This is a genomic window from Streptomyces glaucescens (assembly GCF_000761215.1).
Classification (GTDB): Bacteria; Actinomycetota; Actinomycetes; order Streptomycetales; family Streptomycetaceae; genus Streptomyces; species Streptomyces glaucescens_B.
On record NZ_CP009438.1, the window covers coordinates 7,244,345 to 7,257,462 of the forward strand.

10 protein-coding genes are annotated in these 13,118 nt (G+C 73.0%); 5 read left to right on the forward strand and 5 right to left on the reverse strand.

The window, feature by feature from the left end:
* Positions 1–297 (forward strand): hypothetical protein, encoded by a 297-nt coding sequence (locus tag SGLAU_RS31215; protein WP_159072820.1) that lies wholly within the window; start codon positions 1–3, stop codon positions 295–297.
* Between the two features lie 353 nt (positions 298–650).
* Positions 651–2,480 carry a ricin-type beta-trefoil lectin domain protein gene (locus tag SGLAU_RS31220; protein WP_052413988.1) on the forward strand — a complete coding sequence of 610 codons (1,830 nt, stop codon included), beginning with the start codon at positions 651–653 and terminating at the stop codon, positions 2,478–2,480.
* Positions 2,481–2,527: 47 nt separating this feature from the next.
* Here SGLAU_RS31220 and SGLAU_RS31225 read toward each other — a convergent pair whose 3' ends face one another.
* The 4 genes from SGLAU_RS31225 to SGLAU_RS31240 all read right to left on the reverse strand — a co-directional run bounded on the left by SGLAU_RS31225 (position 2,528) and on the right by SGLAU_RS31240 (position 8,932).
* Positions 2,528–6,142, reverse strand: a complete 3,615-nt coding sequence (locus tag SGLAU_RS31225) for a tetratricopeptide repeat protein (protein ID WP_043505932.1) — start codon at positions 6,140–6,142, stop codon at positions 2,528–2,530.
* A gap of 122 nt (positions 6,143–6,264) precedes the next feature.
* On the reverse strand, positions 6,265–7,536 hold the full coding sequence (locus SGLAU_RS31230; protein WP_318536238.1) for a GNAT family N-acetyltransferase: 1,272 nt from the start codon (positions 7,534–7,536) through the stop codon (positions 6,265–6,267).
* A gap of 254 nt (positions 7,537–7,790) precedes the next feature.
* Positions 7,791–8,126 carry a MarR family winged helix-turn-helix transcriptional regulator gene (locus SGLAU_RS31235; RefSeq protein WP_412556254.1) on the reverse strand — a complete coding sequence of 112 codons (336 nt, stop codon included), beginning with the start codon at positions 8,124–8,126 and terminating at the stop codon, positions 7,791–7,793.
* Positions 8,127–8,353: 227 nt separating this feature from the next.
* Positions 8,354–8,932 (reverse strand): TetR/AcrR family transcriptional regulator, encoded by a 579-nt coding sequence (locus SGLAU_RS31240; protein ID WP_043505936.1) that lies wholly within the window; start codon positions 8,930–8,932, stop codon positions 8,354–8,356.
* Positions 8,933–9,072: 140 nt separating this feature from the next.
* On the opposite strand from SGLAU_RS31240, the gene SGLAU_RS31245 reads away from it, so the two are divergent.
* From SGLAU_RS31245 to SGLAU_RS31255, 3 genes are all read left to right on the forward strand, one after another.
* Positions 9,073–9,891 carry an SDR family NAD(P)-dependent oxidoreductase gene (locus SGLAU_RS31245; RefSeq protein ID WP_043505938.1) on the forward strand — a complete coding sequence of 273 codons (819 nt, stop codon included), beginning with the start codon at positions 9,073–9,075 and terminating at the stop codon, positions 9,889–9,891.
* Positions 9,888–10,775: a DMT family transporter gene (locus tag SGLAU_RS31250; RefSeq protein ID WP_208868965.1), complete on the forward strand. Its 888-nt coding sequence runs from the start codon at positions 9,888–9,890 to the stop codon at positions 10,773–10,775. Before SGLAU_RS31245 ends, SGLAU_RS31250 begins: the two co-directional genes overlap by 4 nt.
* A gap of 227 nt (positions 10,776–11,002) precedes the next feature.
* Complete coding sequence (locus SGLAU_RS31255) at positions 11,003–11,887, forward strand: fructosamine kinase family protein (protein ID WP_043505939.1); 885 nt, start codon at positions 11,003–11,005, stop codon at positions 11,885–11,887.
* 355 nt (positions 11,888–12,242) lie between these two features.
* Here the strand turns inward: SGLAU_RS31255 and SGLAU_RS31260 are convergent, their stop codons facing one another.
* Positions 12,243–12,944, reverse strand: coding sequence for a 2-phosphosulfolactate phosphatase (locus SGLAU_RS31260; protein WP_318536233.1), 702 nt, complete (start codon positions 12,942–12,944; stop codon positions 12,243–12,245).
* Positions 12,945–13,118: the final 174 nt, after the last annotated feature.

Here is a 13,118-nt window from a genome sequence, read left to right on the forward strand (position 1 = left end):
TTGTCCCAGCAGATGAACGCGCCCGACGCGCCCGATGCCCTCGTCCGGGCAGCCGCCCGCAGCATCGCGGGGCGGCTGGCCGGGGAGAAGGGTCCCGCGGGGGCCCTGCGATCGGTCGTCCACATGGTCGACAACGACGAGGCCGAACTGGCCGTCGACGACCTGGCGCGAGTGATTGCCTCGTACCGCATCCGCATCTCGCGGACGGAGTACGAGCAGATCGCCGCGGCGGCCGCGCAGCTCGGCGCGCTGGACTCGCTCGGCGAAGCGGGAGTCGAGCGCTTCATCGTCGACTGAGACGCCAGGCCGCCCACTGACCCGGGCACTGTGTGAGAGATGTCGGCCCCCGAGACCGGATTCATGGTCTCGGGGGCCGACGTCGTGACCGGGGCACTGCTGCGGCGGACCGGCGGGTGGCCGGCGGCAGGGGTTGACGGGCGCTCACCCCCGCCCTAAGTTCACGGCTTAATGAAAGACTTGCCGCCCTGCGGGACCCGTGCGGGCCGGGCCGACGACCCGGGCAGGTGCGGCAGCGCGGCACGCTCTCCCCCCAAGAGAGGATTTGTCAGGTGCACCTCAAAATTCCGCGCGCAGCCGCGAGTCGACGGGCACGCTCCCGCCCCCTCGCCGCCTTCCTGACCGGCGCCCTGATGGCGACCGCGCTGGTCCTCACCTCGCCCGGCACCGCACAGGCGGCGGGCGAGCGCGTCGACGTCCATCTCACCACCACCTCCGACGCGGGCGGCCGGACAGTCACCCGCGGCCTGGCCCCGCAGGCGCCCCTGGCGTTCGGCCCGGCGGGCGGCACGGCCGCTCACACGATCACCGTGAACGAGAACGTCACCTACCAGCAGTTCGAGGGCGGTGGTGCGTCGATCACCGACACCACGGCCCATCTGCTGCGCGGCGGAGCCGTGAGCGCGGCCACCCGCGACGCCGTGATGCGCAAGCTCTTCTCGCCCACCGACGGCATCGGGCTGTCGTTCGTCCGCAACCCCATCGGAGCATCGGACCTGTCCCGGCCGGGCCACGTCTCACTGGACGACACCTGCTGCGACCTCTCCGACTTCGGCGCCAACGGCTACGACACGAACGTCCGGCTGCTCACCGCGCAGGCCAAGCAGCTCAACCCGGCGCTGAGGGTGAAGGGCGTCCCGTGGAGCGCGCCGGGCTGGATGAAGGACAACGGCCGCATGGACCAGATGGGCTGGCTGAAGTGGGAGTACTACCCCATGTACGCCCAGTACCTGGTCAAGTACATCCAGAGCTACCAGGCCGCGGGCGTCAGGATCGACTACATCTCGGTGCAGAACGAACCCAACTGCTGCCAGGCGGCCAACCCCACGGCCATGAACTACCCCGGCATGAGCTGGAACCCGTCCGGCCTGGTGGAGTTCACCAAGAACCACGTCTACCCCGCCTTCCGGGCCGCTGGCATCACCACCAAGGTGCTGGTGCACGACTGGAACTATGGCGACTACGCCGGCTTCGGCGCCGCGGTCCTCGGTGACGCGGGCGTGCGCAACGACCCCCTGTTCGGCGGCATCGCCTGGCACGGCTACTTCGGGGACCCGGCCGTCGGAACCCAGGTGCACAACCAGTATCCGACGGTGAAGCAGTTCAGCACCGAGCACTCCGGCGGTACGTGGATCGCCAACCAGCACAACGAGGACCTCGCCGACATCGTCAACTACGCGCGCAACTGGAGCGGCAGCCTGGTCAAGTGGAGTCTGGCGCTCAACCAGAACATGGGCCCGCACAACGGCGGATGCGGCACCTGCACCGGCCTGATCACGGTGCAGGAGGGCGGCGCACGGGCAGGGCAGGTCGACTACACCATCGAGTACTACACCACCGGCCACCTGACCAAATTCGTCCGGCCGGGCGCGTACCGCATCGACTCGACGGCGAACAGCACCGTGCAGAACGTCGCCTGGCGCAACCCGGACGGCTCCAAGGCACTCATCGCCCACAACGGCGGCACCACCGCGCAGTCGGTCAGAGTCGACTGGGCCGGCCAGTCCTTCACCTACACCCTGCCCGCCCGTACCACCGCGACGTTCACCTGGGCGGGAACGGGCGGTACGGCGGAGCGCACCGGCACCCTGACCGGCCTGGCGGGCAAGTGCCTGGACGTCGCCGCGGGGTCCACCGCCGACGGCACCGCCGTCCAGCTCCACACCTGCAACGGCTCAGCGGCGCAGCGCTGGACGGTCGCGGCCGACGGCAGCGTGCGGGCGCTCGGCAAGTGCCTCGATGTCACCGGCGGCTCGACCGCGGACGGTGCCCGCGTCCAGCTCTACACCTGCAACGGCACCGGGGCGCAGCGCTGGACCTATGACGCGGCCACGCACGACCTGGTCAACACCGCAGCCGACAAGTGCCTGGACATCACCGGCAACTCCTCCGCCGACGGCACCCGGGCGCAGATCTGGACCTGTACCGGTGGCGCCAACCAGAAGTGGACCCTCACCCCCTGACCCTCCCGACGCGTCGTCCCGGTCGGCCGGCTCGCGGCGGGCGCAGCTCACGGCTCGGTATCCGCCCCTGGCCGCTGCCAGTCGTCCACGAGCCGGCGGCACCGCTGTGCGCGGTCCGCCGGCTCACCGCCGAGGGCCGAGAACTCGACGAGGTAGTGGCGCAGGTCGGTGACGGCATCGCGCTCCGGGGTCGCCGTGAGGAACACCTCGGTGGCCACGGCGATGTCGACGTCGTGGTCGACGAGCAACGCGCGGAACAGCGGGAGGAATCTGCTGACGTTGTCGTCCAGCGCCTCCGGCGGAGAGGCGAACAGGTCGGTCCACTGCTCGGCACAGGCGGCGGCCCCGGTTTCCACCGTGTCCAGAATGAGCCTCTCGAAGAGGAAGGTCGAAGTGTCGGGGGAGGAGGCGACTCGCTCCAGATCCTCACGGGCACCGGGGAGGTCCCCGGCCTGCCGGCGAGCGGTGCCTCGTAGACCGATGGCCCATGTGTTGGCCGGGTCGAGTTCGAGTGCGGCGGTGAGGTCGGTGATGGCCTCGTCGTAGCGGCCGGCCTGGCGGTGGGCCTCTCCGCGCAGGGCGTGGGCCCATGTGTTGGCCGGGTCGAGTTCGAGTGCGGCGGTGAGGTCGGTGACGGCGTCGTCGTAGCGGCCGGCCTGGCGGTGTGCCTCTCCGCGCAGAGTGCGGGCCCATGCGGACGTGGGGTCGAGTTCGAGTGCGGCGGTGAGGTCGGTGACGGCCTCGTCGTACCGGCCGGCTTGCCGATGGGCCTCGCCACGGTTACCGAGGGCGGAGAAGTAGCCGGGGTCGAGTTGGACGGCGGCGGTGAGGTCGGTGACGGCCTCGTCGTACCGGCCTGCCTGGAAGTGTGCTTCTCCGCGTTCGGCGAGGGCCCAGGCGTAGGCGGGGTCGAGTTGGACGGCGGCGGTGAGGTCGGTGACGGCCTCGTCGTACCGGCCGGCCTGGCGGTGCGTCTGCCCGCGGGTGCCCAGGACCCAAGCCTGGGTGGGGTTGAGTTCGAGTGCGGCGGTGAGGTCGGTGACGGCCTCGTCGTACCGTCCGGCCTGGCGGTGGACCTCACCTCGTTTGGCGAGGGCCCAGGCGTAGGCGGGGTCGCGTTCGATCGCGGCGGTGAGGTCGGTGACGGCCTCGTCGTACCGTCCGGCTTGGAGGTGGGCCTCGCCACGACTGCCGAACGCCCACGCGTAGGCGGGGTCGAGCTGGAGGGCGGCGGTGAGGTCGGTGACGGCCTCGTCGTACCGTCCGGCTTGGCGGTGTGCCTCGCCTCGTTTGGCGAGGGCCCAGGCGTAGGCGGGGTCGAGCTGGAGGGCGGCGGTGAGGTCGGTGACGGCCTCGTCGTACCGTCCGGCTTGCCGGTGGGCCTCGCCACGGCAGCCGAACGCCCAGGCGAGGGTGGAGTCGCGTTCGATCGCGGCGGTGAGGTCGGTGATGGCCTGGTCGTACCGTCCGGCTTGCCGGTGGGCCTCGCCACGGCCGCACAGGGCCCAGGCGTCGGTGGGGTCGAGGTGGATGGCGGCGGTGAGGTCGGTGATGGCCTCGTCATAGCGGCCGGCCTCGCGATGCGCCTCTCCCCGCTGGGCGAAGGCCCAGGCGTCGGTGGGGTCGAGGTGGATGGCGGCGGTGAGGTCGGTGATGGCCTCGTCGTACCGGCCGGCCTGGCGGTGAGCCTGTCCCCGGGCCGTCATACACCACGTGTAGGAGGAGTCGAGGGTGATCGCGGCAGTCAGGTCGGTCACGGCCTCGTCGTACCGGCCCGCCATCCGGTGGGTTTCACCACGCGCGACCAGTGCCCATGCCAGCGCGGGGTCGAGTTCGAGTGCGCCCGTGAGGTCGGCCATGGCCTCGTCATAGCGCTCGTCCGCACAGTAGGTCTCCCCCCGCTTCGCGAGCAGGAACGCGTCGTCGGGGCTCAGAGCGAGAGCGGTCGTATAGTCCGCGAGAGCCTGAGTGAGGTGGTTGAGCCAGCGGTGCGCCTCACCGCGGTACACCCAGCCACGGACGTTGCGCGGATCGGCGGCGACGGCACGGTCCAGCTCGGCGATCGCCTCCTCGTTGCGGTCGAGGTGGTACAGGCGCCTGCCCCGGTAGGTGTGGCACCACGCCCGGGTCGTGAGATCCAGCGGGCCGTGTGACAACAGTGCCGTGAGGCACTCCAGGGCCGGGTCGGCGCTCGCCACCGCGGTGCGGAGGCGGCCGGCCCAGGAGACGAGCGTGGGCTCAGCCGTGTCGCGGGCGGCCAGTTCGAGGTTGCCGACCCACTGGCGCAGAGCCGCCGTGTCCTGCCCGGCGGCATGAACCGCCTGCTCCAGCGCTCTTCCCAATGAGGCGGTCGGCTGGGCACACAACCGGTGGTACGTCTCGTCCACGTGGTGACGGAGCCACCGGGCGTCGCTCCAGCGTTTCTCCTCGGACAGGCCGTGCGCGGCCGCGGCGCGCCAGGCGGCGTGCGTGTCGGCGAGACGCAGGTGCGCAGCCATCCAGTGCTGGGGTGAGTGGGTGCGCTGGCGGCGCACCATACTCGCGCGCACCACCGCGTGGTACTGCTTGAAGCCGCCGTGACCGCTGACGAAGGGCTGCCTGCACAGCCACTCCCACAGCTCCCTGGCGTCCTCCGGTGCGGCGGCGTCGAACACCTCCTTGTTGAGGTGCGGGGCCAGCGCGCACGCCAGTACGGCCTCGCGCTGCCTGGCGTCCGTGACCCACTGCACGAAACGCTCGACGGCCGCGTCCACCACGTCCCCGTCCGGGTCCACGTCCTCCGCCGCGCCGGGGCGGGCGTGCGCCAAGAGATCGACGAGCAGCGGCAGTCCCATCGACAACTGGAACACCGCGTCCACCACATCGGGTGCGGTCACGTCCCGCGCGGCCAGCAGCGCGCGCGTCTCCGCTTCGGTGAACACCTCCAGCGGCACGTCCACCACCTGCGCGCGCAAAGGCCCCCACTCGCGTTCCGCCAGCTGGTCACGGCCGGCCAGCACCACCATGACATTGGTGGGCAGGGGTCCGTACTCGTCCTCCAGCAGGGCCCGCAGCCAGCCGTCCAGGTAGCGGCCGGTCCGCTCCCAGGTGTCGAAGAACAGCACCACCCACTCGTACCGCTCGCACAGCTTGCCCAGCTCGGTCACGAACGCCCGGCGCACCCGGCTCTCGTCACCGCCACGCCCCCGGCGTCCCCGAGCCCGCACACCGCTGCGCGACCGGTCCCCACCCTGAGCCACGGCGTCCGGGCCGCCTTCCATGGGACCCGGCTCGACCGCGGCCTCCTGCTCCTTGCGGTGCTGCTCAGCCGCCCGGTCGAACTCCTTGAGCGGCCCGGCCTGTTCCGCCAGCTGGCGGGCCACCTCCACCAACGCCTGTTCCACGCCGTGGACATCACCCTCGTCCACCACCGCGCTGACGGCGCCGGCGGCCCGGGCCCGCTCCTGCCACTCCCGCAGCAACGTGGACTTGCCCACTCCGCCCACCCCGCGTACGTGGAACAAGAACTCCGCCGGGCTGACCTCGTCCTCCGGGTCCTTGGCCAGGTTCCGCACGAAGAGGGACAACTGGGCCCGCCGCCCGACGAAACGGGCCCGTGCTCGACGCCGGATCAGCTCTCCACGTGACCGGCTGCCCCGCTCATGGGATCTCGCCCCCGACATACCCAACCCCCCGGTCCGGTCCACCGCCCATGCGTAGTATCGCCACTCGCCATGCCGCGGAGGTAGTCGTCGGCGGCACCTCCGCGGCACGGCTGTCCGCGGCAGTGGTGCCGGGAGGCTGTTCAGTAGAGCGGGAAGGCCCAACCGCCCGGGTACCAGGGTTCGCGTTCGCCGCGGAAGGCCGCCGAGGCGCGCGAAAGTGCGCCCTCCCGCAGTTCCTCGACGAGGCCGGCGGCCGCGAGGGTGGTCAGCGAGGTGCCGCCGAGGAAGGCGGCGCCGAGCTCCGCTGCCGTCAGCCGCAGGTCGGCCGGAGCGCTCGTGGGTTCGCAGTGGGCATCCCCCGCTTCGGCCCGCAGCCGGTGCCGCCCGTTGTTCCAGGGGCAGAAGTCGTCCCGTACGTCCAGTACCAGGTCCAGCGGGAGGCTGTAACGGCGGCCGGCCAAGGCCCTGTCGACGTCGGCCAGCCGCAGCCAGAGGCGGTCCACCGGTGCGGCCTGGACGGCTCGGGGCTCGGTGAGCAGGTGGGGAAGGGGTTCGTCCGGGGCGCCCTCGTAGTCGATCCGGGTCACCAGGTCGATCCCGGCGAGGAAGCGCCACAGTGCCGCGTACGACTGGCGCGAGCACGCCGCCAGTTCCAGCACCTCCACCACCGCGGCGCTGCTGCCGGACCCGTCCGGGACGGAGGTGTGCCGGTAGAGCGCGTAGCCGGTGGCGCCTCCGCCGGGCTCCTGGTGCACGGGGAACCGGAACGAGGTCGCGCCGCCGCGCCGGTGCGGATGATCGGCGAGGCGCACCGCCCAGTGGGCCGGCTGCCGGTCGGGCCAGCCGACCGTGGCGGTGCGGACCCGGTCGTAGACCTCCTCGAGGAGAGGGCGGGCACGGTCGGCGCGGTGCAGCCGGACGGTCCCGTCACCGAAGTCGGTGTCCGGGCGGAACCGCATGGCGCGCCGGTCGCAGCGCATCCGGTTCCCGGCGGTCGCGGGGCCGTAGCCGTACCGTCCGTAGATGCCGGCCTCGGAGGGACGGAGCGCGGCGATCGGCTCCCGTCGCCGCTCGTGCAGGTCGGTCAGCTGGGCGCGCATCATCGCAGTGAGGATGCCGCGGCGGCGGTGGCTCGGGGCCACGCCCACGGAGGCGATCCCGGCCACGGGCATGATGCCGCCGGGCACGGTCAGCAGCCGGCTGTACACGGAGGCCCCGGCAACGGGCTCGCCCTCTTCGAACACGGCCAGGGTGCGCGCGAGGTCCGTCGCGGCTCGCTGACCGGCCAGCTCCTCCTCCGAGCGGTCCAGGCCGTACGTGTCGGCGATCATGCGCGCCCAGGGAACGAACTCTTGCTCGGCAACACAGCGAATCTGGAACTGAGATGCGGTCACCGGACATGTGTACAGCACGTGCAGCGGTGCCGAGGACCCGGCGCATGTGTACAGCACCCGTAACGGTGCCGAGGACCCGGCGCATGTGTACAGCACCCGTAACGGTGCCGAGGACCCGGCGCGTGTGTACAGCACGCGTGACGGTGCCGAGGACCCGGCCCGCGCCGCGGCGACGCCGGTCCCCGCTGCCGTGCGTCGGCCCCCACCGCCGCTTCGCGGTCCACGGCACCGTCATGCCCGCCCGCGGGTCCGTCCTGGTCGACGAGGCTCCTTCAGGGACCGCCGGTGATCTTCTCCGTGATGCGGCCCAGCGCCGCAAGGTCCCCGGGGTCGAACCGGTCGATGAAGTGCCGTCGCACGGAGACGAGATGGGTCGGGGCTGCTTCCCGCAAGGCCTCCCATCCCGTCGCGGTGAGGACCAGGAGGCAGCCCCTCCCGTCGGCGGGGTCCGGTGCGCGCCGGATGAGTCCGCGTGCTTCCAGGCGGGTGGCGTGGCGGGACAGCCGGCTGCGTGACCACCCCGTCCTGGCGGCCTGTTCGCGCAGTGTGCTGGTGCCGTCGGGGCGTTCGGACAAGGTGCTGAGGACCTCGTAGTCCGGCTCGGACAAGCCGTGTGCGGCGAGGTCCTGCGCGGGGGAGCGGACGGCCGTGTCGCGGACGAGTCGATCGCCGTGCCGATCCGGCGGCCCGGCACGCACAGGGCACCGACCGCCGCGCCGCCGAGGGCGAGCCGCCGGATGTACGCCGCCGGACCGGCCCGGGACGTCGGTGCCGTCGGGTGCCGCCCCGGTGCTGCTCCGGGGGCGCGCGCCCGTTCCTGGCCGCGGCTCTCGGCTCAGGCGCGCGGGCCGGCGCCGTGCAGCAGGGTGTCGATGATGCGGGTGGCGAGGGCGTCCGGGTCGGCGCCGTCCGCGTCGCCGTGCAGGGACTCCCCGATGAGCGCGTAGTAGACCCGGCGCACCCATTCGAGGTCGGCCGCTCCGTCGATGAGCTGGTCGTCCTGGGCCCGCTTCAGCACGGCGACGCACTTGCGGGCGATGTCCTGGTGGAGGGCGGCGGCCTCGCTGTCCGGGTCGGCCGGCAGCTCGAGGGCGAACGCCCAGGCGCTCTTGACCTGCAGCACGTTGGCCGTGATCCGGTGCATCGCCACCAGCGGCGGCGCGGTGTCCGGCCTGCCGTCGTCCACCGCCCGGGCGAGCTGGCGGGCGGCGGACGACGCCAGCGCCTCCAGCAGTGCCTGCCGGTTCGCGAACCGCCGGTGGATCGTCGTGCGGGCCACCCCCGCGGCGGCGGCGATCTGCTCCATGGAAGCGCCGGGTTCTTCGGCGAGCACTCGCTCGGCCGCTTCCAGGATCGCGCGCACGCTGCGCTCCGCGTCCGCCCGCAGCGATCGTCGTCCCGCCGTCTCACTCATCACGCCTCCTGCTGGACCGCTTGCCCGCAAACACCATACATCCGTGATGCAGGTCTCCGATATCTGCAACAAGCCTGTTGCGGTTCAGTGAGTTGGCGATACATACTTCCCCCACTTGCTCTCGGCTGAAGGAGAAACCCGTGCACAGCACCGCCCTCGTCACAGGAGCGTCGTCCGGCCTCGGCGCGGAGTTCGCCGCGCAGCTCGCCGCCCAGGGACACGACGTGATCCTGGTGGCGCGCTCCGGAGACCGGCTCGCCGCCCTCGCCGAGCGGCTGACCGCCGAGCACGGCGTCCAGGCCCACGTGCTCGTCCAGGACCTCGCCGAGCCGGACGCGGCCCGCCGCATCGCCGAGCGGCTGACCGCCCGCGGCTTGAGCGTCGACCTGCTGGTCAACAACGCCGGATTCGGTACCTGTGGCCGCTTCGAGGAGATCCCCGCGGCCCGCGACCACGACCAGTTGATGGTCAATGTCGTCGCCCTCGTCGACCTCACCCACGCACTCCTGCCCGGCATGCTGGAGCGCGGCCGCGGGGCGGTCGTCAACGTCGCGTCCAACGCCGCCTTCCAGCCCGCCCCGTACTTCGCCGTCTACGGTGCGGCCAAGGCCTTCGTGCTGAACTTCGGACTCGCCCTGCGCCAGGAGTACCGCCGGCGTGGCATCCGCGTGCTCACCCTGTGCCCCGGTCCCGTCGAGACCGCCTTCTTCGACACCATCGGCACCCGCCGGGCGGCCGTCACCGGCTCCATGACCACCGCGGAGCCCGTCGTGCGCGCCGCGCTGCGCGCGCTGGAGCGCGACCGCGGCTACGTCGCCCCCGGACTGGGCAACGCCCTGGCCGCACACCTGACACCCCGCCGCCCCCGGACCCTGGTCGCGGCCGTCGCCGAACGCGTCACCCGCACGGTCCTGGCCGCCTCGCCCGCCCCCGCGACGTCGCCGGAGCACGCCGCGTGAGAACCTCCACCGCCCCTGCCGGCGCCGCCTCGGCGATGCTGCTCGTCGGCACTTCGACCGCGGTGTCCGCCACCATCGCCGACTATCCGGTCTTCACGGGACAGGCCCTGCGCTATGCCCTCGCGGCGGCGATCCTGCTGGCCGTCGCGGGCCACCGGCGGCTGCCGCGCGTGCGGTTGACCGCACGGGACATCGGGCTGCTGATCGCGCTGGCCGCCACCGGCCTGGCGGGGTTCAACGTCTTCCTCGTCGAAGCCACCCGGCACGCCGGGCCCGCCATGATCGCCGCTGTGGTCGGAGCGGTCCCGCTGGTGCTCGCCCTCGTGGGGCCGCTGCTGGAACGCCGGCGCCCTGCTCCCCGCTCCGTCGGCGCCGCGATCGTGGTGGCACTCGGCACGGCCGTCGCCGCCGGCCTCGGCTCCGGCAGCGTCAAGGGCCTGCTGCTGTCCCTCGGCGCACTCGCCGGCGAGGTGGCCTTCTCCCTGCTGGCCGTCCCGCTCCTGCCCAGACTCGGCCCCCTGAGGGTCGCCGCCTACCCCGCCGCCCTGTCCGTACCCATGCTCCTGGCGGCGGGTCTCACCCTGGACGGCACGGCCTCCCTGCGACTGCCCACACCCGGCCAGGCGGCCGCGTTCGCCTACCTCGGCGCGATCGTCACCGCTGCCGCCTTCTTCCTCTGGTACGACGCGCTGCGCCGCCTCGGCGCCGACCGCGCGGGCCTCTTCGCCGGCCTGGTACCGGTGGGCGCACTGCTCACCACCGTCGCGCTCGGCCTCGGCCACGCGGGTCCCGCCGATGTCACGGGCGCCCTGCTCGTCGCGGCAGGCGTCGCCGTCGGCATGGGACCACGACAACCCCGCCCCGGTGTCCACGAGCCGGCCTGATCAGTGTGTCGCGCCACCGCCCCCGCGCACACCCGCACGCCGCATCCGTGTCACTCCGTCAGAACCCCGCGCCGGCTCCACGGTACCCGGCCCCGCCACGCCACACACCGACAGGCGTCCGCCGAGGCGGCGTTGGGCGGGTGCGGAACCAACCCGGCCCGCACAATGAGCAGTTGACGACCCGGTCCGGATGCCGTGACGCGCCACCGACGAAGAGGAGCACACCCGTGACACAGGCACCGCCCTTCCTGCTCGAACGCCTGCACGCGGCCGGACTGAGCGACGTCGTCGCCGTCGAGCCGGCCACGGGAGGCCTCGCCGCGACCGCGGGGCTCGCACGCCGCACCGACGGCACGTCGGTGTTCGTCAAGGGGTTCGGCGAGCCGCCGTCGGACGAGGCCTTCACCGCGGAGGCCGAAGGACTCACCGCGCTGCGCGAAGCGGGCGGCGTCGCCACCCCCGAGATCGTCCTCGCGGACCGAGACCTGCTCGTGCTGTCCGTGCTGCGGCCCCGGCCGGCCACCGAGGCCTTCTGGGAGCAGCTCGCGCGCACGCTCGCCCGCCTGCACACCACCACGCGGCACCCCCGATTCGGGTGGCACCGGGACAACTGGCTGGGCCGCCGTCGGCAGGTCAACACCTGGAACGACGACGGGTTCGAGTTCTTCGCCCAGCACCGCCTGCTGCGCTGGCTCGGCGAGCGGCGCGTCCGGGAGGCGCTCGACCCCGCGGACCGGGCGGCGCTGGAGCGGCTGTGCGACCGGCTGCCGGAACTGCTGCCGGTCAAACCCGCGTGCCTGACGCACGGCGACCTGTGGGCACAGAACGTCATGGCCGCCCCCGACGGGCGGCCCGCGCTGATCGACCCGGCCGTTTCCTACACCTGGGCCGAGGTCGACCTGGCCCACCTGTGGACGACGGCGCCGCCGCCCGAGGCGCACGGCTTCTTCGAGCTGTACGCCGAGCTGACCGGGCTCGACCGCGGCTGGCGCGAACGCATGCCCATCATCCAGCTGCGCCAGCACCTGGCCGTGACAGCCCAGTTCGACCCCGACTGGGGCGCCGCCGACCTGGTGCGCGCCACGCTCGCCCCGTTCCGGAGGCGGCCCTGAGCCGCAGCGCGAAGCCACGGCGCAACCGCGCGCCTCGGTGCCCCGACCGCGCGGGCCCGTTCGCCGGACCGCCCAACCCCCGCCCGCGCGGCGGGTGCCGCACCGCACGGCGTGCTACGGCACCCGCCCCGGACCCACGTCCGTGCCGGGCCCGTACGGTGCGCGCACGGTCGGGCCCGTCCCGGCTCGCCGCCCGGCCGCGAAGGACCCTTCGGCTTCGCGAAGCCACGGCCCGCACGGCCGAGGCCGCCCGACTGCGCCCACGCCGGACCACCGCCGTCGGAGCGGGCGGTGACGCCGTACCGCCGACCCGGCTCGGCGCTGGGACCCGCGCGGGGAGGGCAGAACCCGGCGATCAGATCACGGCATCGCCGGCCGGCGGGGGCACGGCACGCGGGCGGACGACCATGAGGGGGCCTTCCAGGGCCGCCACCATGGCGAAGGGAAACCGGTCGACCTCGAGACACAGTGCGACGTCGTCGGGATGAGCCCCCTGGCGTACGCCTTGCGCCAGCTCGGCGGCGGCACGTGACCCGGCAGCGCGACGGAGGAACGCGGTCGCGTCCGTCCCGGCCTCGGTGGCCCTGCGAGCGATGTACTGCGCGCACGCCAGATCCTCCTCGGCCTGGCCGTCCTCACCCGTCACCACGAACGTGACACCGCTGCTCCTGCGGGTCCGCAGGAGCCGCGCCGTGGCCTCCGCCACCACGAAGCCGGCGCACAGCACCAGCGACGCGTCCTTGACCGCGAGGGCGCCGACCGTCCCTGCCGTGGTCTTCTGCACGACGGTCCGCCCGCGAAGGTCGGCGGACCGCAGCAGCCCGGGCGAGTTGACCATGTCGAACCCGGGCGCGGGCGGCCCGTCCTTGAGCGCCGCCCAATCCGGGTGGCGCGCCTTGAGCGCCAGCGCTTCGTCCAGCGACTCGGCGAGAACGATCCGCTCCGCCCCCTGCGCGAAGGCCCAGGCCGCCACCGTGAAGGCACGCATGACGTCGACCACGACCGCCACGGCCGGGACTTCGGCCAGCTCGGCGATGCCGACGAAACGAGAGTCCATGCCGGCCATGCTCGCGGACACCCGCCCCCCGACACCCGGGAAGTGAGCCACGTCACACAGGCGCACCGGGATGCGGCACCTCCGGCCGGGGCATCCCGGACAGGCACCGGAACCGGGCCGCGGAGGTACCCCGCCATCAACCGATCGGCTGATGCCGCTTCGAGCGCGATGGCC